This is a genomic window from Rhodococcus sp. B7740 (genome assembly GCF_000954115.1).
Lineage (GTDB): Bacteria > Actinomycetota > Actinomycetes > Mycobacteriales > Mycobacteriaceae > Rhodococcoides.
On record NZ_CP010797.1, the window covers coordinates 4,531,021 to 4,551,622 of the forward strand.

Genomic DNA, 20,602 nt, shown 5'->3' on the forward strand with positions numbered 1-20,602 from the left:
GTTACTCGACCCATCTGCAGGGTGATTCGGTAACGAATCGTGTTCAAACGTCGGGTTCGATCGGCTGATGCGTACGTTCGGGGTATGCACCGACCGGCCTAGGAAGGATCAGCCCCACCATGTTGTGGACGCGCTTCCTGGGCTTCGGTGTACTCGCCGTAGCGGCGTACGCAATAGCCCCGCCGGGCATACCCCAGGGTGCGATATACGCAATCGTGCTTCTGGCCACAATCGTCGCGTTCGTCTACCGCTACTTTCGGGAACCCGGGCCGGACAAGCGGACGTGGAAGTACATGGCCGTCGGCGTCGGCTCCTGGGGTATCGGCGACGTGCTGATCGCGATGGTACAGGTCAGCGGTGGACGAGTATCGACGTTCTCCTCGTCCGACATCTTCTACCTGTTCGGCTATCTGGTGATCGCCGTCGGCTTCGCACGAGCCGCCGACGAGAACGGGCTCGTGTTCGGGTGGGAAGAACTGCTCGAGTGTCTGGTGGTTGCAGTCGGTATCGGACTCGCCACTTGGGTGTTCGTCATCCCCGGCGATTCGGCGTTGTCGTTTCCGTCGGCGATGGAATTGTGGCCTGCCACGGTCTACCTCACCATCGACGCGTTTCTGCTCACGCTCGTCGGAAGTCTGTACCTGCTGACCCGCTCGACAACGGTGCCGTTCCTGGCGGCAGCGGCCGGAGTCGTGTTCCTGGTGTCTGCCGATTTCGCGTCCTATGCCACGGTCGACTCGTCCGAGCTCTACCGTTCGACCCTCCTGAACACGCTGTGGTTGGCCGCGTACGTGTGTTTCGGAGTGATCGCCCTGCACATTCCGGAGCGGGCGGTGTCGCGGGTCGACCGGTCCAGCCCCTTCAGATTCGGGCGTGTGAGATTTCTCGGACTCGCGGTCGCGGTCGCCGTGACACCCCTCGCGATGGCTGTTCAGTTGGCCCGGGGGGTTCCGGTCCAGCAGTGGGGGTGGGTGATCGTGCTGTCGTCGGCGATGATCATCGCGCTCGTCGGGTGCCGTATCGCGTACTTCCTCGAGACGCTGCGGCGGCAGGCCGCAGTGCTCGAGGACGTGGCTCGGACGGATGCGGTGACCGGGCTGGCCAGTCGCCGCCTGCTCCGAGAGCGGTTGGACACGATGCTCGCCGGACGCGGCGAGTCGGACGTATTCACGCTCGTGGTGGACATCGACCGCTTCGCGCAGATCAACGAGACCTTCGGGTACAGCGTGGGAGACAGTGTCCTGCGCGAGATCGGTCATCGCCTGGTCGCATCGGTGCGATCCGACGACCTCGTCGGACGGCTCGGTGGGGATCAGTTCGTCGTCGCCATGCGCAGGCGTCCCGGCCAGATCGACGTATCGGACACCGCCGAGCAACTCCAGTTCGCAGTCAGTAGAACGATGTTCGTGCACGACATCAACGTGGCACTCGACGCGACGGTCGGAATCGCAGCCATAGAAGTCTGCCCGGCGGTCTCGGGTTCGGGTTCGGCGACCGTGTCGATAGACGGCGAATCGATGCTGCAGCGGGCGCACGTGGCCCTGACTGCCGCGAAGGCGGGCCACACTCGTATCGGTCGCTACGAACCCGACATGGATCGCGACCGACACGATCACATGCGGTTGCTGGGCGAACTCGACAAGGCCATCGGTGACCACCAGCTTCGAGTGTTCTTTCAGCCTTGCCTGGATCTGGAATCCGGCAGTGTCGATCGCGTCGAGGCGTTACTGCGGTGGCAGCACCCACGTGAGGGTCTGATCGGACCGTCGATGTTCCTGCCCGACGCCGAGCGCACCGGTATGTTGCCCGCCATCACCGCCCTCGTGCTCGACGAGGCCTTGGCTCAGTGCAGCGAGCTGCGTCGACGTGGAGTCAATCTGTCTGTCTCGGTGAATCTTTCGGTGAGAAACCTACTGGACGAGACGCTCACCGAACAGGTCGCGGCCGCGTTGGCGAAACATTCGGTTCCCGCGCATGCCCTGGAGTTCGAGGTCACCGAGACAACGGCGATGACCGATCCGGTGCGCTCGGTGAACGCGTTGACGTCCCTTCGTGGCCTCGGCGTCACCATCGCGATCGACGACTACGGCACCGGCTACAGCTCGTTGGCCTATCTGCAGACTCTGCCGGTGCAGACTCTCAAGATCGACCGCTCGTTCGTGTCGAAGATGAACACCGAAGAGACCGACGCATCGATCGTGCGCTCGACCATCGACCTGGCTCGAAGTCTCGGGGTGCGGGTGATGGCAGAGGGAGTCGAGGACGCGGGCACGTTGGACGCGCTCCGAGAATTGGGCTGCGACGGTGCTCAGGGCTACTTCCTCGGCAGGCCGATGCCGGCCGAGTTCCTGGCGGAAGCTGTGGCGAAACTGGATTCGCAGATGCCGACGAGACTCGAATGGGAGCTCGCCCGCGAACGCATCTGAGCGGACGCGTGCGCTCTTCAGGACGCGGCAGGCACGTCCAGTACGACCTCGAATTCGAGCAGGGATGCTCCGGACGAGACCGGCTTCGCAGAACTGGCTCCTGCGTGAGCCTCCCGCGACGGTCCCGCCGACCATGCCTGGAACGACTCCTCGTCCTCCCATTGGGTGACGACGAAGTAGCGCGACTCGCCCTTGACCGGCCGCAGCAGTTGGAACCCGAGGAAACCCGGGGAGCCGTCGACCGACCCGGCGCGCGCGGCGAAGCGCTTCTCGAGTTCGGGGCCCGCGCCCTCGGGTACGTCGATCGCATTGATCTTCACAATGGCCATGCCCGCGAGATTACTCCGCCGATATGCTCGGTGGTGATGCTCTACGACGAGGGTGGATCCGGCCGTTCGATTCTGCTGCTGCACGGGCTGATGGGCAGCGCCGCCACCTGGCGGCGGCAGGTTCCGTGGCTTCGAGAATTCGGGCATGTGCACTCCTACGATGCGCCGGGGCATCGCCGTCCTGCGCCGACCGAGCTCACGACCGAGTTCTTCGTGGCCGACCTGCTCGAGCATCTCGAGGCGTTGGGTCCCAGTGTGTTGATCGGTCATTCGATGGGCGCACTGCACGGTTGGTGTGCCGCCGCCGAGCGCCCCGACCTGGTTTCCGCCATGGTGGTCGAGGACATCTCTCCGGATTTCAGGGGACGGACCGCCGATGATTGGGCAGCGATGATGCGGGCGTGGCCGCAACCCTTTCCCGACGCCGATGCGGTGCTGGCGTTCTTCGGAGATGTTGCGGGACAATACTTTCTGGATTCCTTCGTGCGAAGTGACGATGGCTGGCGCCTGCACGGTGAGGTGGACGTCTTCGAGGCGATCTCGCAGGAGTGGGGGACTCGACACTTCTGGGACGAGTGGGAGGCCGTCGAGGCTCCGGTGTTGCTGATCGAAGGTGAACACACCATCACCCCGGCCGGTCAGATGCAGCGAATGCACTCGGGCAAGCCCGGATCGGCGTACGTGCGGATCGAGAAGGCGGCGCACCTGATTCACGACGAGGCACCCGAGGGGTATCGCACGGCGGTGCAGGAGTTCCTGCGCGCACTAGGATGATCCGAATGCCGCTCGCGAAGCTCAACGGAATCGACCTCAACTACGACGTCACCGGCGACGGTCCGCTGGTGGTGTTGGTGATGGGTACCGGTAGCCCGGGACGCGTGTGGCGAACCCATCAGGTTCCGGTGCTGGTGAAGCAGGGGTACCGGGTGGTGACCTTCGACAATCGGGGTATCGCACCGTCTTCCGAGTGCGCGAGCGGAATGACGCTCGACGATCTGGTCGCCGACACCGCTGCCCTCATCGAACACCTCGGTGGCGGGCCTGCACGCGTCGTGGGCACCTCGATGGGAGCGCGCGTGACGCAGGAACTGGCCTTGGCCCGGCCGGATCTGGTGTCGCATGCAGTGATGATGGCCACCTTCGGCAAGACCACCACTTTTCGTGCGCAGATGTCGAAGGGTGAGAAGGATCTTCACGACGCCGGGGTCGAACTCCCCGCGTCGTATCGGGCGGCGATGACTGCGATGCAGAACTTTTCGCCGAAGACCCTCGCCGACGACTCGGCGATCGGTGATTGGCTGGCGATCCTCGAATACTCCGGTGGCAGAAAGACTGCGGGTATGCGTGCGCAGATCGGACTCGAAATGCGTTCAGGGACGGACCGATTGGCGGCGTACCGGGCGATCAGGGCGAAATCTCTGGTGATCGGATTCGCTGATGATCGCATGATTCCGGTACAGCAGTGCCGCGACGTCGCCTCCGCGATACCCGGTGCGCAGTACGTCGAAATCGCCGACACCGGTCACTTCGGATACCTCGAACGCCCCGATGCGGTCAATGCCGCGCTGGTGGAGTTCCTGGCGTCCTAGCCGTCCGAGCCCTCGCCCGCGAGGGCGAACAATCCCGATTCGGTTTGTTCGATCAAGCCGTCGGTGAGCAGTGAATCGAGAGCTCGGTCGCGTTGGGTCGGGTCGGTGGTCCAGACGATGTCCAGCTGAGCGCGCTCGACCGGTCCGGTGCTCTCGCGCAGCACCGACATGAGCTTGCCGCGCACCTGACGATCCGTCCCCGCGAACTTCTGGACCTTCTTGGCCGGGCCGGTGTGCGCGGGCCTGCCTGCCTCGATCCAGGCGCACTCCGGCAGTGGGCACAGCAGGCAGGCCGGATTCTTGGCGGTACAGATCAGTGCGCCCAGTTCCATCAACGCCGCCGAGTAGCGCGCGGCGCGCGGGACGCTCTCGGGAAGCAGCTGTTCCACATCGGCCAGATCCCGCGAGGTCGAGGGATTTCCGGGCTCGGCGTTGCCGTGCATCGCACGCGCGACGACGCGTCGAACATTGGTGTCCACCACAGGAACTCGCTGACCGTAGGCGAAAGTCGCGACCGCTCTTGCGGTGTATGCGCCGATGCCCGGCAGACCCAACAGAGTCTCGACGTCGGTGGGCACCTCGTCGCCGTACTCTTCGGAGAGCACCCGGGAGCACTCGTGCAACCGCAGTGCTCGACGCGGATAGCCCAACTTGCCCCACGCGCGGAGCACTTCGGCCTGCGAGGACGCGGCCATCGCCGACGGCAGCGGCCAACGCTGCACCCACTGCTCCCAGATGGGCGCGACCCGCACCACCGGCGTCTGCTGCAGCATGATCTCGCTCATCAGGATCTGCCACGCGCTGACGCCGGGCCTTCGCCACGGCAGGTCGCGTCCGTCGGTGTCGAACCACCCGAGCAGTGCGTCGGCATCGATCGGCAAGTGGTCGCCCTTCTCGTCGTGTCCGTGATCGGTCCCAACAGTAGTCAACCCGACTCGCCGGTAACTCGATCCACGTGCACAATGAAACCCATGCCTGCTTCGAATCCGATCGCTGCCTGGAAGTCACTCAAGGAAGGCAACCAACGGTTTGTCTCCGGAGAGGTCCTGCACCCGTCGCAGGGTATCGAGGATCGCGCCCGCCTCGAGAGCGCTCAGCATCCCGGTGCCATCCTCTTCGGCTGCGCGGACTCGCGTGTTGCTGCAGAGATCATCTTCGATCAGGGCCTCGGTGACATGTTCGTGGTGCGCACCGCGGGCCATGTCGTCGACTCTGCGGTTCTGGGCTCGATCGAGTACGGCGTCGCGGTGCTGAAGGCGCCGCTGATCGTGGTGCTCGGCCACGATCATTGCGGTGCAGTCAAGGCGACCGTCGACGCCCTCGAGAGTGGCGACGTACCCGGTGGCTACATCCGCGACGTCGTCGAACGCGTCACCCCGTCGGTGCTCTCGGCCCGCCGCGACGGCTACCATGCCGTCGACGAGTTCGAGGCCCGCCACGTCGAGGAAACCGGAAATCTGCTGATGCAGCGTTCCCGAATCGTCGCCGAGAAGGTCGAAGCCGGAGAGCTCGCGATCGTCGGGCTCACCTACCAACTGTCGAAGGGTCATGCGCAGTTGCGTGAGGTGATCGGCGACATCGGCGAAATACCAGCCTGAACCACTCCGATCCCATCTCGGTGAGTTCGCTGACGCGACACGCCGCGTGGGCTCAGGGATAGCGTGGCCTCGGCCGCATACGGTTGATTCGTGTTGGAACCGACCGGGCCTTTGCCTCCCGAAATCTACTGGCGACGCCGTGCGCTCGCCATCGGTGCGGCCGTTGTCGTCCTCGGATTGATCGTGTGGTTCATCGCCTCGCTCAGTGGCGGTTCCGACGACACCGAGGCCGCTCCTGCAGGTGTCGTTGCGGCTCCGGCGACGTCCTCGGCTCTGCCGTCACCCAGCTCCTCTGCCTCCGATGCGGATTCCGCCGGTGCAGGTGGCTCCGGTGGCGGTTCGGGTGGATCAGGTGGTTCCGGCGGTTCCGGCGGCTCGGGTGGAGCCACCGACTCCGCTGCCGGTGGTGGCGCAGCTGCGACCACCAGCGGCGCGCCGGCTCCGGTGATCGCCAATCAGTGCTCGGATCAGTCGCTCGCGATCAAGGTGACGCCGGAGCAGGCCACCTACCGGCTGGGCGAAGAGCCCGTGTTCACCGTGGTCATCACCAACATCGGCTCCACCGAATGTCAGCGCGACGTCGGTGCCGGTCTGCAGCAGGCGCTCGTCTACACCCTCGACAATCAGCGCATCTGGTCCAACATCGACTGCTTCCCCAACGCTGCTTCGGATCTGCGCACCTTCAAGCCCGGCGAGCAGGCCGGCTTCACCGTCAAGTGGTCGGGTACCAACTCGGTTCCCGGCTGCGGCGAAGAGCGCATCCCGGTCGGCGTGGGTGCCTACCAGGCAATCGCTCAGCTCGGCGAGCTCAAGAGCGCGCCGGAGCCGTTCAACATCACGGGCTGAGTACGGTCGACTCTCATGACCACCTCGACAGCACTCGCCCGAGCGGCCTACAAGACGCTCGAACCCTTCCACGTCACCGCGTACTTCAATCCCGAACTGGGATCGGCGTACGAGGACACCGGCCTCGACGGGCACGCCTGGTACGTCGGAGCTCGGGCTGCTCCGATGGGTCCGTGCGCGCCGAGTGTCGTCGCTGCTGCGTTCTACAACTTCAATCCGGTACTGATCGAGCGTGCGTGGCCTGCCGCCGTGGCCGTCGGGCTGGAGACGGTGTCCGATCGTCGGTGGGCCCTGCTCGACTCCGTTCTCGGCACGGCTCTCGGCTCCCTGGCGGACGACCCTGCGCTCACCGAGTTGGCGGGGCGTCTGGGCGATATCGGCGACACCGCCTCGTTCGCGGGCCGACCTCTCGCCGCCGCGTGGCACTCCGCCGCTCGACCCGAGGTACCGCATTTGGCCCTCTGGCACTCGATCACCGTCCTCCGTGAGTGGCGCGGTGACGGCCACCTCGCCGCGCTGATCGACGCAGAACTCGATCCAACGGAAGCGGCCGTGTTCCACGAGGCCGACCGGCCGAACCCGCAGCCCGGCCGTCGGGCGCTCGGCAAGCGCATCACGCAGCTCACCCGGGAATGGTCCGAGAGCGAATGGGGTTCTGCCGCAGAACGACTCGCTGCCCGTGGACTGCTCACCGTCTCCGCCGAGGGCGAGACGTTGACCGATGACGGCGTCGCGCTCGATCAGCACATCGAGGATCGCACCGACATCATGGCGTCGGCCGTGTGGAGAGACGTCCCCGATGCCGAGGAGTTGATCACGAGCGCACGACCGTACGTGAAGGCCGTGATCGATGCAGGCTTCCTGCCGGGGACGAAGAAGAAGGCGTCCTAGTCGTACGGTCCCGAGATCGAGGCCTCGGCCAGTCTGGAGAGGCCTTCGCGGATGTGACGGGCCCACAGTCCACCGATGCCGTCGACGGACTGCAGGTCGGCCGAGGTGGCCGCGAGTAGCCCCTGCAGGGTGCCGAACGCGCCGACGAGTCGGTGAATCTGGCTGAACTGCAACCGCGGAACTCGGGTGAGCACCCGGTACCCGCGGGGGCTCATCGGGGTGTCGAGGGCCTCGATGGTCGCGGGATATCCGAAGGCTCGGGCCAGCGTCGTCAGATCCAGCAGATCGACGTCGGTCAGCTTGTCCAGTGCGGCGAGTGCCTTCTCGACTCCGGTGGTGCTCGACGGTTCGTTCCCGGCGAGGTAGTCACGGACGATCAGTTGGCGATCGACGTCGTTGTCGCCCAACAACTCTTCGAGCTGGAGCGCGAGTTGCCTGCCGTCGGTGCCGAGTTCCAGGACGTTCTGTTCGATCTCCACCGACACTCGCCGCACCATCTCGAGACGCTGCGCGACGGTCAGGGCATCCCGCAGGGTCACGAAGTCCTCGATCTCGACGACCGAGAGTTGACGAGTGTTGTCGTCGAGCCTGGCTTTGTAGCGCTCGAGGGTCGCGACGGCCTGATTGGCGCGCGAGAGGATGGTGGCCGAGCCCTCCACGACGTGCCTGACGCCGCCGATGTAGACGCTGACGATGCTCATCGACTGGCTCACCGAGACGACGGGATAGCCGGTTTGCATGGCGGTTCGCTCGGCGGCGCGGTGCCGGGTGCCGGATTCGACGGTGGGGATCTTGTGGTCCGGTACGAGCTGCACATTGGCCCGGACGATTCGTTTGCCGTCGGTCGAAAGTACTACTGCGCCATCCATTTTCGACAGCTCGCGAAGTCTGGTCGGCGCGAACTCGACATCGAGCTCGAATCCGCCGTCACAGATGGCCTCGACCTCGTCGTCGTATCCGAGGACGATCAGGCCGCCGGTGCGGCCGCGCAGAATTCGCTCGAGACCGTCGCGCAGGGCGGTTCCCGGTGCGAGCCGGGCGATGGTCTCGCGCAACGCTGGGGACGGCGTGGTGCCCTCCATGGCCAACCCCCTCGTGTCGTCTCGGCGTGCGGCGTGGTTGCTGCCCGTGCGGGCGATGCATGTCTGCGGATAAAGAGTACTGCGCAACTACGTGCAGGCAGCCCGACAAAGAATACTGCCCGGTGTCATACGGGCCGCATACGCGTGTAGGTCAACGCCTCGCCGACGTTGGTGACGGTCTTGACCTTGATGCCGTCCGGTATGGGGCCTGCATCCTCGGGGACGATGGCGTAGTTGAAGCCCAACCGCGCGGCCTCGGCGAGGCGGCGACCCAGTCCGGCGACGCGGCGCACCTCGCCTGCCAGCCCCACCTCGCCCAGAATCACCATGCCCGGGGGCAGCGGCTGATCGCGGACCGCCGACGCCACGGCCGCAGCCAGCGCGAGATCGGCGGACGGTTCGCTGGTGCGCATGCCGCCGACCGTCGCCGCATAGACCTCCGCCTTGGACACCTTGACCCCGCAGCGGCGTTCCAACACGGCCAGGATCATCGCCACGCGGGCGTGATCGAGCCCGCTGACCGCGCGCCGGGGCGACGGCATCGCGGTGTCCACGATCAGTGCTTGCAGCTCGGCCAACAGCGGCCGTTTGCCGTCCATCGTGACGGTGACGGCAGTGCCGGGCACGGCGTCGCCCCGATGATGCAGGAACAGCCCGGACGGATCACTGATGCCGACGATCCCGGTTTCGCGCAGCTCGAAGCAGCCGACCTCGTCGGATGCGCCGAACCGATTCTTGACGCCGCGGATCATCCGCAGAGTCGAGTGCTTGTCGCCCTCGAAGTTGAGGACCACGTCGACAAGGTGCTCGAGCGAGCGCGGACCTGCCACCGCGCCCTCCTTCGTGACATGCCCGACGAGCAGCACCGCAACCCCGGTCGTCTTGGCCAGCGTGGTCAGCGCGCTCGTGATGGCGCGAACCTGCGTGACACCGCCGATGACGCCGTCGACGTCCGCGGCGAGCATCGTCTGCACGGAATCGACGATCAGCAGGCTCGGCTCGACCTGCTCGACGTGGCCGAAGACGGTGGCGAGGTCGGACTCGGCGGCGAGGAAGACGCGCTCGTGTACCGCGCCGGTCCGATCGGCACGCAACCTCACCTGACCCGCCGACTCCTCGCCCGTGACGTAGAGCGCTCGGCGATCGGGCGCCGATCGGGCCCACCGATGCACCACCTCCAGCAGCAGCGTCGACTTGCCGACTCCGGGCTCGCCGGCGAGGAGCACGACCGAACCGGGGACGAGGCCGCCACCCAGAACACGATCGAACTCGTCGATTCCGGTGGTGTTGGCCTGCGAGGTGGCACTGCTGATGGTCGTCAGAGCTGCAGCGGGCGTGGTGGGAATCATGGCCCCACCGCCCGAACGAAGGGCCGATGCGCCTGCGCGTGTGGCGAGCGGAGCAGCGGTGGCCTGGACTTCGTCCATCGAGCCCCAGTCACCGCACTCGGGGCAGCGACCGACCCATTTGGAGACCGAGTGACGGCACGCGGAGCAGCGGTAGCTCGACTTCAGTTTGACCACGCCGCGAGCCTAACGATGGGCACCGACAGTGTCGGGGCGGCGGCTACTCGCCTTCGCTGTGCTCGGTCACCGCGGACTCGTCGCGCTCGAGCTCGTGGCCGGCATCGACGGGAACGTTGACGACGACCTCGCCCGCGTTGGCGAACTCGAACGTGACCGGCAGGGTCAGGCCCGGCCGAACGTTCTCGGAGATGTCTGCCATCTCGACCTTGATCAGCTGGATCGGCAGCAGCGGATCGTCGAGCTGAACGTCCGCGGGCGTACCTGCGCCGAGCGCGGTCAGCGGAGCGATCTCGGTGCTGCCCGATTCCGCCTCGTCGACGATGGTGACCTCGGCCTCGGGGGAGGAGATGCCGGTCAGCTCGTCGGCCACACCCGGGTTGGAGTTGATGGCCGTGAAACCGAGCTCGACGGTGCCGCCGGGCTCGATGCTGTACTCCTGCGAATCGGGGTACACCACGTGCACGTTGCGCAGCTGGATGTCGCCGACGTCGACGGAGTTGCCGTTGACCGCGGCGACCTGAGTGGCCGTCTGGGAGATCTGACCTGCGCCGCACGCGGTGAGGGCGAGCGCGCCACCGGCGAGAAGAGCGAGGGCAGCGGCCGTCCTGCGATGGCGGCCAAGCGGTGTCGCAGCGTCGATTGCAGTCACTTCGGTCGTCCTCCATGTGGTGCCGGGCCGGCTCGGTCCATCTCGTCCACTAGGGAGAGTAGTAGTTCTCGTCCACCGGCCGCTCGTGGGGTCTGCCGGTGGCCCGATGACGCCAGGTGAGGGTGCCTGCCGAGTGTGAGGACGGCGCAGTGACGCACGTGAAAATGTGGCCCCGGATACACGTCGATCGGTCTGTGTCAACCCCTGATTCGGCACCACTATGCCCCTGACCTGCACCGTTGATATGAGCCGTGGTATTCTGGGTAAATCGAAAGGGGCACTTGTCACATGATTTTCAAGGTCGGAGACACCGTCGTTTACCCCCATCACGGAGCGGCGCTGATCGAAGCGATAGAGACACGCACCATCAAGGGTGAACCGAGAGAGTATCTGGTTCTCAAGGTCGCGCAAGGCGACCTCACCGTTCGAGTTCCCGCGGACAACGCAGAATACGTAGGCGTTCGCGACGTCGTCGGGCAAGAAGGTCTCGACAAAGTCTTCCAGGTGCTTCGCGCGCCGCACACCGAAGAGCCCACCAACTGGTCGCGCCGCTACAAGGCCAACTTGGAGAAGCTCGCGTCCGGTGACGTGAACAAGGTTGCCGAGGTCGTCCGTGATCTCTGGCGACGTGAGCAGGACCGCGGCCTGTCGGCAGGCGAGAAGCGGATGCTCGCCAAGGCGCGTCAGATCCTGGTCGGCGAGCTCGCACTCGCCGAGGGAACGGATCAGGCCAAGGCCGACACCATGCTCGACGAAGTTCTCGCTACAGCTTCCTAGAGTGAACGGTACTTCCGGCGACGTGGTCGCCCTGGTACCCGCAGCAGGCAAAGGCCTTCGGCTCGGACACGACGAGCCGAAGGCATTCGTCTGTCTGGGCACCGATTCTCTCCTGACACGGTCCGTGGACGGTCTTCGGGCCTCGGGGGCCGTCGATCGCATCGTCGTCATCGTGCCGGCCGAGCTGCTCGACGCGGCCCGTCGTCATGTCGGCGACGACGTCGACGTCGTGGCCGGAGGGCTCGAGCGCACCGATTCGGTGCGCGCCGGTCTGGCCGCTGTCGGCGATGCGGCCGTCGTACTCGTCCACGACGCAGCCCGTGCCCTCACCCCACCGACGCTGATCGCCCGCGTCGTGGCCGAGGTGCGGGCCGGACGCTCCGCCGTCATCCCCGTCCTCCCGGTCGTCGACACCATCAAGGAAGTCGACATCATGGGCGCGGTGGTCGGTACCCCGGACCGCGCGAGTCTGCGCTCGGTGCAGACTCCGCAGGGATTCGACGCCGACGTCCTGCGCCGGGCGTACGACGCCGCATCCGACATCTCCACCGACGACGCGGGCCTCGTCGAGCGCATCGGCGAGACGGTGCACTCCATCGTCGGCGACGCACTCGCGTTCAAGATCACCACTCCACACGACCTACTACTGGCACAGGCCCTGCTGTGAGAGGCGCGCTATGAGAGTCGGCATCGGAACCGACGTCCATCCCATCGCTCCCGGTCGGCCCTGTTGGCTGGCGGGTTTGCTGTTCACCGACGCGGACGGACTCGACGGGCATTCCGACGGCGACGTGGCCTCGCATGCCCTGTGCGACGCATTGCTGTCCGCGGCGGGACTGGGTGATCTCGGATCGGTGTTCGGGACCGGGCGTCCGGAATGGGACGGGGTCAGTGGAGCCGCCATGTTGACCGAGGTCAAGCGGCTGCTCGACGAGGACGGTTTCGCGATCGGCAACGCTGCGGTGCAGATCATCGGCAATCGGCCCAAGATCGGACCGCGCCGTGTCGAGGCTCAGGAAGTTCTTTCGCGGGTGCTCGGTGCGCCGGTATCGGTGTCTGCGACCACCACCGACGGGCTGGGGTTGACCGGTCGTGGTGAAGGAATCGCGGCCATCGCGACCGCACTTGTCATGACGAGGTAAAACCACCGGTAGCATTGCTGGTCGTGACCCTTCGCCTGCATGACACCGAGACGAGGGCCCTGCGGGAATTCACCCCCTTGGTCCCTGGCCATGTATCGGTGTACCTGTGTGGGGCGACGGTGCAGGGCGAACCGCATATCGGCCACGTGCGCAGCGGCGTCGCCTTCGACGTACTGCGCCGCTGGTTGCTGGCGCACGATTACGACGTGGCGTTCGTACGCAACGTCACCGACATCGACGACAAGATCCTCAACAAGGCACGCGATGCCGGCCGTCCGTGGTGGGAGTGGGCTGCTACCTACGAGCGATCCTTCACGTGGGCGTACGACCGGCTCGGGGTGCTGCCGCCGTCGGCGGAGCCGCGCGCGACCGGGCACATCACCCAGATGGTGCAGATGATCGAGCGCCTGATCGAACGCGGCCACGCCTACGCCGATTCGTGCGGTGACGTGTACTTCGACGTGCAGAGCTTCCCGAGCTACGGCGCACTGTCCGGGCACAAGCTCGACGACGTGCACCAGGGCGAGAGCGTCGCCGAGGGCAAGCGTGATCCCCGCGACTTCACGCTGTGGAAGGGCGCGAAGCCCGGCGAGCCGTCGTGGCCGACGCCGTGGGGTCCCGGCCGCCCGGGCTGGCATCTCGAATGCTCGGCGATGGCAGAGAACTACCTCGGCTCGGAGTTCGACATCCATTGCGGCGGCCTCGATCTGGTGTTCCCGCACCACGAGAACGAGCGGGCGCAGTCCATGGCGGCCGGTGACGGCTTCTCGCAGTACTGGCTGCACAACGGGTGGGTGACGATGGGTGGGGAGAAGATGTCGAAGTCACTCGGCAACGTTCTCTCGGTACCGAACGTACTCGAGAGGGTTCGGCCGCAAGAGCTTCGGTTCTACCTCGGTGGTGCGCACTATCGGTCGATGCTCGAGTACTCCGACACCGCTCTCGAGACCGCCGCCGTGACGTACCGGGGAATCGAAGGGTTCGTCCGTCGAGCCGTCGAACGTGCCGGTGAGGTACCGATGGGCAAGTGGACCGCCGGGTTCGCCGAGGCCCTCGACGACGACCTCGGAGTTCCCAAGGCGTTGGCCGAGATTCACGCCACCGTCACACTCGGCAACACCGCACTCGAGTCCGGCGATCTAACGGCTGCGGCGGAGTACGCGGGCAGCGTGCGAGCGATGCTCGACATCCTGGGTGTCGATCCGCTCGATCCGCATTGGAGCCGCGACAGCGGTTCCGACTCGGCCGCCCTCGGCGCTCTCGGCGTGTTGGTCGAGGCCGAGCTGGAGCGTCGAGCATCGGCGAAGGCGGCCAAGGACTGGGCCACTGCCGACGACATACGGACACGACTGGCGAAGGCCGGAGTCGACGTGACAGATACACCCAACGGGCCCGAATGGTCGCTGGGTACGAGCAAGACCGACGAAGCAGGTTTGTGATGGCAGGCAATTCGAGTAGGCGCGGCGCGATCCGCAAGGACGGCACCAAGAAGGGGCAGGTCGCCGGTTCCGGCGGCAAGCGTCGTAAGGGCCTCGAGGGTCGTGGGGCGACGCCTCCCGCCTCCGAGCGCACCAAGCATCCCGCCGCGCGTCGGGCCAAGCTCGCCGAGAAGTCCGCGCAGAATCGTGGCGGCAGCACCGGTGGCCGCGCGGGTGGCAGGCCGGCCGGACGCAAGGCCGAAGACGGTCCCGAGGTGGTACTGGGCCGCAACCCGGTCGTCGAGTGCCTGCGGGCAGGCGTGCCCGCCACCGCACTGTGGGTTGCCGTCGGCACCGACAGCGACGATCGCCTCAAGGAAGCCGTGCAGCGCGCAGGCGATGCGCGGATCTCCATCCTCGAAGTTCCTCGCTCGGATCTGGACAAGCTCAGCGCCAACGGATTGCACCAGGGCCTGGCCCTGCAGGTGCCGCCGTACCGCTACGCGCACCCCGACGATCTGATCTCGAACGCGCGCACGCACCAGGAGCCGGCTCTGCTCGTGGCTCTCGACAACATCACCGACCCGCGCAACCTCGGTGCCGTCGTGCGTTCGGTGGCTGCCTTCGGCGGTCACGGCGTGGTGATTCCGCAGCGGCGCAGCGCGAGCGTGTCGGCAGTGGCATGGCGAACCAGTGCCGGTGCCGCAGCTCGCCTGCCCATCGCGCGAGCAGTGAATCTGACTCGCACACTGAAGGATTGGCAGTCCAAGGGTGTCACCGTCGTCGGTCTCGACGCGGGCGGCGACACCGAACTCGACACCTTCGACGGTAAGGGGCCGGTAGTCATCGTCGTCGGTTCCGAGGGCAAGGGCCTGTCGCGTCTGGTCAGCGAGACCTGCGATCACATTCTGTCGATCCCGATGGCGGGGCCGGTGGAATCGCTCAACGCGTCCGTCGCCGCAGGCGTCGTGCTGGCCGACATCGCTCGGCAACGCCGCGGGTAGACCTAGGTTCTGATGCGGGCGGCGGTGTCGTGCATCGCCGGGATCACGGTCTGGACCATGTCGGTGTCGGTGTAATTCTTCGCGTGCAGTGACGTGTTCAGTGCGGCCACGACGGTGCCGTTGCTGTTCCGCAAAGGCACTGCAGCAGCACGCATTCCGACGTCCAGTTCGTCGACCACCTCGGACCACCCGGCTGCGCGCACTCGGTCGATCTCGGCACGTAGTGCGTCTCGATCGACGAGCGTGCGCGGGGTGAGGGCTTCGATGGGCGCGTCGGCGAAGTAACGCTCCAGCTCGCTCTCGGGCAGCGCTGCGAGCAGCACTCGACCCGAAGACGTTGCGTGCGCGGGGAATCGAGTGCCCAATGTTATGACGACCCGCAGCATGCGCGACGACGGAACGCGCGCGACGTAGACGATGTCGAATCCGTCGAGGATCGCCACCGAAGTCGTTTCGCCCAATTGTCGTGCGAGCGTTTCGATGTGGGGTTCGGCCAGACGCGGCAGGTCCATTCCGGACAGGAACGTGAAGCCCAGGTTCATCACTCGTGGGGTGAGGGTGAACCGACGGCCGTCCTGGCGGACGAATCCCAGTTCGGCCAGCGTCAGCAGCAGTCGGCGGGCCGTAGCTCGTGTGACTCCGACGGCCCCGGCGACCTCGGTCAGAGTGCGGGCGGGATGTGCGTCGTCGAAGCACTGCAGCACGCTCAGGCCTCGTTCGAGTGACTGCACGAACCAGGCGGGGCGTTGGTCGTCGGGGGCGATCTCGGCCGTCATGGTTCGAGTCTGCCTCATCGCCCTGATCGCGATGCATCACACCGCTCCGTGCTTGTGGTCTTGACCACAAGAGCTGCCTCTGGTTACAGTTGTGCGAATAACAAACAACTGTGCGCGATGCGCACAAAATCGAAGGGCCGACAAGTGAACGTTGACGTCGCAGTCGCGGACGGATCCAGAGCACGGAAAGCTGCCATCGGCAGCTTCGTCGGTGCCGTGGTCGAGTGGTACGACTTCCTGCTGTACGGCATCATCGCCGCGCTGGTGTTCAACTCCCAGTTCTTTCCGAGCGTCTCGCCCGCAGTGGGCGTGATGGCCGCGTTCGCGACCTTCGGTGTCGGCTTCCTCTTCCGGCCCCTCGGCGGAATCTTCTTCGGCCACTTCGGTGACCGCCTCGGACGCAAGCGGATGCTGATCTGGACCATGTTGCTGATGGGCGTCGCAACGGCCCTGATCGGTCTGGTTCCCAACTTCGAGTCCATCGGCTGGTTCGCACCGCTGCTGCTGGTGCTGCTGCGCGCGATCCAGGGCTTCGCCGTCGGCGGCGAATGGGGCGGAGCATCGCTGATGGCCGTCGAGAGTGCGCCGGCGAAGAAGAAGGCGTTCTACAGCAGTGGCGTCCAGGTCGGCTACTCCGTCGGCCTCATCCTCGCCACCGGCGCGGTCACCATCATGAGCAACCTGCTCAGCGACGACGCATTCACCAGCTGGGGCTGGCGCGTACCGTTCCTGGCCAGCGCGGTGCTCGTACTGTTCGGCCTGTGGATCCGATCCGGTGTCGAGGAATCGCCCGTGTTCGAGCAGGCAGTCGAGGAGAGCGGTGAGAAGAAGAAGCTACCGGTCATCCAGGCGATCACCGAGCACCCCGGTTCGTTCCTCAAGATCATCGCGCTGCGCATGGCCGAGCTGTTCACCATGTACATCGTCACCACCTTCGCGCTCAGCTACACCGTCAACGAACTGGGCTACGAGCGCCAGTTCATGCTCAACGTCGCGCTGCTGGTCGGTGCCATCGGCATCCTGAGCATCCCGGCCTACGCGGCGGTCGCCGACCGCTTCGGCCGCAAGCCGATCTTCGTCACCGGTGCCGTCGTGGGCGCACTGGCTGCCGTGCCGTTCTTCCTCTCCCTGCAAGCGGCCTCGGTGGTCGCCATCGTGATCCTCGCCGTCATCCTGGTCAACGTCTCGCACGACATGGTGGTCTCGGTGCAACAGCCGCTGTTCACCGAGATGTTCGGCCCGGAACTGCGCTACAGCGGTGCCGGTGTGGGCTATCAGGTCGCCAGCGCGATCGCCGGTGGCTTCACCCCGTTCATCGCGGCCGCTCTGGTGAGCTGGAACGACGGCTCCTGGCACTACGTCGCGGCGTACCTGGCCCTGGGATGCATCATCTCGGCCGTGGTCGCAGCGCTGATGAAGAACATGGGTTCCTCCGACGTCACGTCCGTCTCCGTACAGGCTCCTGCAGCAGAAGGTGTTGTTGCAGAGCGTGTCTCGAAGTCGGTATGAGCTCGCTGACCCTGGTCGGTTCGCACGCGTCCACCGCGATGTCACCCGCGCTGTGGACGCGTGCGTTCGAGATCGCCGAGGTCTCGTCCAGTTACGACGCCTGGGAGGTCGTCGACGCCGCCGGCCTACCCGACGTCGAGAAGGCTCTCCGGGGCGGCCGCACCGATGCTGCGAACGTGACGATGCCTTGGAAGCACTGGGCCGCAACGGTTGCCGACGAGGCCGATCCGGATGTGACGGTCTCGGGGGTGGCGAATCTGCTGTTCCTGCGTTCGGGTGCGCTGTTCGCCATGAACACCGACATCGCGGCGGTCCGAGCCGCGACCGCAGGACGTACCTTCGGATCGGTACTTCTGCTCGGAGCCGGTGGTGCCGCGCATGCTGCGGCATTCGCCTTGCACGCCCGCATCGGCAGGCTGGTGGTCTCGGATGTCGACCGTCGTGCAGCGGCGGCTCTCGTTGCCGAACTCGACGGGTACGACGGTTCCGTCGCGGTCGTCGACTGGTCGGATCGAGCAGTGGATCTGGGCTCCTACGACCTGGTGATCAATGCGACGCCCATCGGACGAGACGGCTCGGAGGATCAGCTCGCCTGGGGCGCAGGTGAACTGGCACCGACGGCAACGGTGTACGACTTCGTCTACGCCGACATGCGCAACGCCGCCGAGTCCTATGCCGCCGATCGTGGAATCGAACTGATCGACGGCTGGACCCACCTGTTCCACCAGGCCGATGCCATGGTTCGGCCGCTCGGACTGCCCGACCGGATGTCCGATGCGTTGCGACGAAGCATTCGTGAAATCTGTCCCGCCGCTGCCGGGATCAACCGATAGCGCGGAAGCGCACCCGAGTGCCGGGGGTCAACTGCGCGGCCACGGACACGTCTGCTGCGGTGACGACGGCGATCACCGGATACCCGCCTGTGACGGGATGGTCGGCGAGAAACAGTACGGGCTTCCCTGACGGGGGAACCTGCAGAGACCCGAGAACCATTCCCTCACTGGACAACTCACCGTCGATTGCGCGGGCCAGGGGCTCGGATCCGTCGAGCCTGATCCCGACGCGATCGGTGTCCGGTGTGACCGTCCACAGCTGCTGCACCAGCGTCTTCGAGGCGTTCTCGGTGAACCAGCCGTCACGCGGCCCGAACTTCACGTGCAAGGTCTCGTGGAGCGATGGCGGCGGCACGAAATCTGCAGCAGGCCATTCGGCACTGTCGTTGCCGACGTTCAGAACATCGCCGGGAGAGAGTGGGGCCGGGCCGATGCCCGACATCGTGTCCGTCGACCGACTGCCCAGGACTGCCGGAACGTCGATCCCACCCCGTACGGCAACGTAGCTGCGCAGACCCCATGTGGGCGCGGACAATTCCAGCGTCTGTCCGGCTCTGAGGGTGATGGTCGAGAACAGTCCCTGCTCTGTGCCGTCCACGCGGCAGTTCACCTGCGCCCCGGTGACGGCCACGAGAGCGTCGAACTCGGCGCGTAGTTTCAGGCCACCGAAAGTCACTTCCAGTGTGGCGGCGTCGGAGTCGTTGCCCACCAAACGGTTCGCGGCATCGTGCGAGAGTCGGTCTGCGGCACCCGAGCGGCCGACGCCGATCGACGCGAATCCGGGGCGTCCGCGATCCTGGACGGTGCACAGTGGTCCCGTCTGCAGAACGGTCAGGGCTCTCATGCCTGCTCGAATCGGACGATGGTGCCGGGCCGCAGCAGCGCGGGTGGATCGCGGTCGAGATCCCACAACCGAGCGTCGGTGCGTCCGATCAGTTGCCACCCGCCGGGGGAGGAGCGCGGATAGATGCCCGAGAACTCACCCGCCAGGCCCACCGAACCGGCCGGAACGCTGGTGCGCGGCGACGTGCGCCGCGGAACATGCAGTCGTGCATCGGTGCCTACGAGGTAGCCGAAGCCGGGTGCGAAACCGCCGAACGCGACGGTCCACGTCTGATCGACATGGGCGGCAACGACGTCGGCGGTGGACAGGCCGGTCAGTCGGGCAACCTCGTCCAGGTCCTCGCCGTCGTAGACCACCGAGATCGTCACGGTGTCGGACCGGTCGTCGGTGGTCGTGACTGCGGGTTCGGTGGCCGCGATCCAGTCCAGAACCGGCTGCTTCGGCCCGTCGAACATCACCAGGACCGTGCGTGCGGCTGGTACCAGATCCACGACCGCCGCGGGTGGGTCGGCCGTCAGAGAGCGGTAGTACGCCATCGTCTCGTCCAGCCCGTCCAATTCGACCAGCAGTGCGTCCTCACCGGCCGGGTGAATCCTCATCGGACGAATGCAGAGATGTCGATACCGTTGGCGCGCAACAGGTTCGATACGGCCGCGGCCATCGCGACCGCGCCGGGGGAGTCGCCGTGCAGACAGATCGACTCCGCCCGGACGTCGATGGTCGAGCCGTCGACAGCCAGGGTCGTGCCGTCGGTGATCATGGTCAACACGCGCTGGGCGACGGCGTCGGGATCGGACAGCACGGCACCGGGTTCCGAGCGGGACACCAGCGTTCCCTGCGGGGTGTACGCGCGGTCGGCGAAAGCCTCTGCGACAGTGCGCAGTCCGGCTCGTTCGGCTTCCTCGAGGAACACCGAGCCGGGCAGGCCGAGCACCGGCAGCGTGGGGTCGTAGGCGAGAACGGCGTCGACCACGGCCTTGGCCTGGCCGCGGTGGTGCACGATCGCGTTGTACAGCGCACCGTGCGGTTTGACGTAGGCGACGGCCGAACCGGCAACCTGGGCAAGCGCGTCGAGGGCACCGATCTGATAAACCACGTCGGCGGTGAGATCGGCGGGGGAGACGTCGAGAAAGCGCCTGCCGAACCCGGCGAGGTCGTGGTAGCCCACCTGCGCTCCGATTCGTACCGCCGCTGTCGCGGCCGAGCGGCACGTCCGCAGCAGAGTGGTGGGATCACCGGCATGAAAGCCGCACGCAACGTTGGCACTCGAGACCAGGGCGAGCATCGCGTCGTCGTCGCCGAGAGTCCACGCACCGTAGCTCTCGCCGAGATCGGCGTTGAGGTCGATGGACACCCTCGACAT

Annotated in this window: 22 protein-coding genes; 13 read left to right on the forward strand and 9 right to left on the reverse strand. The window is 66.1% G+C overall.

The window, feature by feature from the left end; genetic code table 11:
* The first annotated feature begins 119 nt into the window (after nucleotides 1-119).
* On the forward strand, nucleotides 120-2,426 hold the full coding sequence (locus tag NY08_RS21080) for a putative bifunctional diguanylate cyclase/phosphodiesterase (RefSeq protein ID WP_052683898.1): 2,307 nt from the start codon (nucleotides 120-122) through the stop codon (nucleotides 2,424-2,426).
* 17 nt (nucleotides 2,427-2,443) lie between these two features.
* On the opposite strand, the gene NY08_RS21085 is transcribed toward NY08_RS21080, so the two are convergent.
* Entirely contained in the window at nucleotides 2,444-2,755 is a 312-nt protein-coding gene (locus NY08_RS21085) for an antibiotic biosynthesis monooxygenase family protein (protein ID WP_045198600.1), read from the reverse strand.
* A 36-nt stretch (nucleotides 2,756-2,791) separates the two neighbouring features.
* On the opposite strand from NY08_RS21085, the gene NY08_RS21090 reads away from it, so the two are divergent.
* Both NY08_RS21090 and NY08_RS21095 read left to right on the forward strand, forming a co-directional pair.
* Nucleotides 2,792-3,529: an alpha/beta fold hydrolase gene (locus tag NY08_RS21090; protein ID WP_045198602.1), complete on the forward strand. Its 738-nt coding sequence runs from the start codon at nucleotides 2,792-2,794 to the stop codon at nucleotides 3,527-3,529.
* A 5-nt stretch (nucleotides 3,530-3,534) separates the two neighbouring features.
* Complete coding sequence (locus NY08_RS21095) at nucleotides 3,535-4,344, forward strand: alpha/beta fold hydrolase (protein ID WP_045200899.1); 810 nt, start codon at nucleotides 3,535-3,537, stop codon at nucleotides 4,342-4,344.
* Here the strand turns inward: NY08_RS21095 and NY08_RS21100 are convergent.
* On the reverse strand, nucleotides 4,341-5,225 hold the full coding sequence (locus NY08_RS21100) for an A/G-specific adenine glycosylase (RefSeq protein WP_045198604.1): 885 nt from the start codon (nucleotides 5,223-5,225) through the stop codon (nucleotides 4,341-4,343). The genes NY08_RS21095 and NY08_RS21100 overlap by 4 nt on opposite strands.
* Before the next feature lie 90 nt (nucleotides 5,226-5,315).
* Here NY08_RS21100 and NY08_RS21105 point away from each other — a divergent pair, with 90 nt between their 5' ends.
* The 3 genes from NY08_RS21105 (at nucleotide 5,316) to NY08_RS21115 (ending at nucleotide 7,679) form a co-directional block, all read left to right on the forward strand.
* On the forward strand, nucleotides 5,316-5,942 hold the full coding sequence (locus NY08_RS21105) for a carbonic anhydrase (RefSeq protein ID WP_032397417.1): 627 nt from the start codon (nucleotides 5,316-5,318) through the stop codon (nucleotides 5,940-5,942).
* A 90-nt stretch (nucleotides 5,943-6,032) separates the two neighbouring features.
* The gene (locus tag NY08_RS21110) at nucleotides 6,033-6,788 is read left to right on the forward strand and encodes a hypothetical protein (RefSeq protein WP_032397197.1); all 756 of its coding nucleotides are present in this window, start codon (nucleotides 6,033-6,035) and stop codon (nucleotides 6,786-6,788) included.
* Between the two features lie 15 nt (nucleotides 6,789-6,803).
* Entirely contained in the window at nucleotides 6,804-7,679 is an 876-nt protein-coding gene (locus NY08_RS21115; RefSeq protein ID WP_032397196.1) for an SCO6745 family protein, read from the forward strand.
* On the opposite strand, the gene disA is transcribed toward NY08_RS21115, so the two are convergent.
* The 3 genes from disA to NY08_RS21130 all read right to left on the reverse strand — a co-directional run bounded on the left by disA (nucleotide 7,676) and on the right by NY08_RS21130 (nucleotide 10,936).
* Nucleotides 7,676-8,761, reverse strand: coding sequence for a DNA integrity scanning diadenylate cyclase DisA (gene disA, locus NY08_RS21120; protein ID WP_032397195.1), 1,086 nt, complete (start codon nucleotides 8,759-8,761; stop codon nucleotides 7,676-7,678). The genes NY08_RS21115 and disA overlap by 4 nt on opposite strands.
* A gap of 125 nt (nucleotides 8,762-8,886) precedes the next feature.
* Entirely contained in the window at nucleotides 8,887-10,284 is a 1,398-nt protein-coding gene (gene radA / locus NY08_RS21125) for a DNA repair protein RadA (protein ID WP_032397194.1), read from the reverse strand.
* 43 nt (nucleotides 10,285-10,327) lie between these two features.
* Nucleotides 10,328-10,936, reverse strand: a complete 609-nt coding sequence (locus NY08_RS21130) for a hypothetical protein (RefSeq protein ID WP_032397193.1) — start codon at nucleotides 10,934-10,936, stop codon at nucleotides 10,328-10,330.
* 288 nt (nucleotides 10,937-11,224) lie between these two features.
* Here NY08_RS21130 and NY08_RS21135 point away from each other — a divergent pair, with 288 nt between their 5' ends.
* Genes NY08_RS21135 through rlmB form a run of 5 tightly spaced genes read left to right on the forward strand, consistent with a single transcriptional unit; the run spans nucleotide 11,225 to nucleotide 15,277 of the window.
* Entirely contained in the window at nucleotides 11,225-11,713 is a 489-nt protein-coding gene (locus NY08_RS21135; protein ID WP_027494344.1) for a CarD family transcriptional regulator, read from the forward strand.
* A 1-nt stretch (nucleotide 11,714) separates the two neighbouring features.
* Nucleotides 11,715-12,380: a 2-C-methyl-D-erythritol 4-phosphate cytidylyltransferase gene (gene ispD / locus NY08_RS21140; protein ID WP_045198607.1), complete on the forward strand. Its 666-nt coding sequence runs from the start codon at nucleotides 11,715-11,717 to the stop codon at nucleotides 12,378-12,380.
* Nucleotides 12,381-12,390: 10 nt separating this feature from the next.
* Nucleotides 12,391-12,855 (forward strand): 2-C-methyl-D-erythritol 2,4-cyclodiphosphate synthase, encoded by a 465-nt coding sequence (ispF, locus tag NY08_RS21145; protein WP_032397191.1) that lies wholly within the window; start codon nucleotides 12,391-12,393, stop codon nucleotides 12,853-12,855.
* 23 nt (nucleotides 12,856-12,878) lie between these two features.
* Nucleotides 12,879-14,294, forward strand: a complete 1,416-nt coding sequence (gene cysS, locus NY08_RS21150; RefSeq protein WP_045200901.1) for a cysteine--tRNA ligase — start codon at nucleotides 12,879-12,881, stop codon at nucleotides 14,292-14,294.
* Nucleotides 14,294-15,277 (forward strand): 23S rRNA (guanosine(2251)-2'-O)-methyltransferase RlmB, encoded by a 984-nt coding sequence (gene rlmB / locus NY08_RS21155; RefSeq protein ID WP_032397190.1) that lies wholly within the window; start codon nucleotides 14,294-14,296, stop codon nucleotides 15,275-15,277. Before cysS ends, rlmB begins: the two co-directional genes overlap by 1 nt.
* A 2-nt stretch (nucleotides 15,278-15,279) precedes the next feature.
* Here rlmB and NY08_RS21160 read toward each other — a convergent pair whose 3' ends face one another.
* On the reverse strand, nucleotides 15,280-16,053 hold the full coding sequence (locus NY08_RS21160; protein WP_045198609.1) for an IclR family transcriptional regulator domain-containing protein: 774 nt from the start codon (nucleotides 16,051-16,053) through the stop codon (nucleotides 15,280-15,282).
* A 144-nt stretch (nucleotides 16,054-16,197) separates the two neighbouring features.
* On the opposite strand from NY08_RS21160, the gene shiA reads away from it, so the two are divergent.
* Together shiA and NY08_RS21170 are read left to right on the forward strand one after the other, a co-directional pair.
* Nucleotides 16,198-17,562 (forward strand): shikimate transporter, encoded by a 1,365-nt coding sequence (shiA, locus tag NY08_RS21165; RefSeq protein WP_230596973.1) that lies wholly within the window; start codon nucleotides 16,198-16,200, stop codon nucleotides 17,560-17,562.
* Complete coding sequence (locus tag NY08_RS21170) at nucleotides 17,559-18,395, forward strand: shikimate dehydrogenase family protein (protein WP_045198613.1); 837 nt, start codon at nucleotides 17,559-17,561, stop codon at nucleotides 18,393-18,395. The genes shiA and NY08_RS21170 overlap by 4 nt, the downstream gene beginning before the upstream one ends.
* Here the strand turns inward: NY08_RS21170 and NY08_RS21175 are convergent.
* Genes NY08_RS21175 through NY08_RS21185 form a run of 3 tightly spaced genes read right to left on the reverse strand, consistent with a single transcriptional unit; the run spans nucleotide 18,385 to nucleotide 20,602 of the window.
* Nucleotides 18,385-19,239 carry a biotin-dependent carboxyltransferase family protein gene (locus tag NY08_RS21175; RefSeq protein ID WP_045198615.1) on the reverse strand — a complete coding sequence of 285 codons (855 nt, stop codon included), beginning with the start codon at nucleotides 19,237-19,239 and terminating at the stop codon, nucleotides 18,385-18,387. The genes NY08_RS21170 and NY08_RS21175 overlap by 11 nt on opposite strands.
* Complete coding sequence (gene pxpB, locus NY08_RS21180; RefSeq protein WP_045198617.1) at nucleotides 19,236-19,838, reverse strand: 5-oxoprolinase subunit PxpB; 603 nt, start codon at nucleotides 19,836-19,838, stop codon at nucleotides 19,236-19,238. The genes NY08_RS21175 and pxpB overlap by 4 nt, the downstream gene beginning before the upstream one ends.
* A complete protein-coding gene (locus NY08_RS21185) occupies nucleotides 19,835-20,602 on the reverse strand; it encodes a LamB/YcsF family protein (RefSeq protein WP_045198619.1) in 768 nt (255 codons plus the stop codon). Before NY08_RS21185 ends, pxpB begins: the two co-directional genes overlap by 4 nt.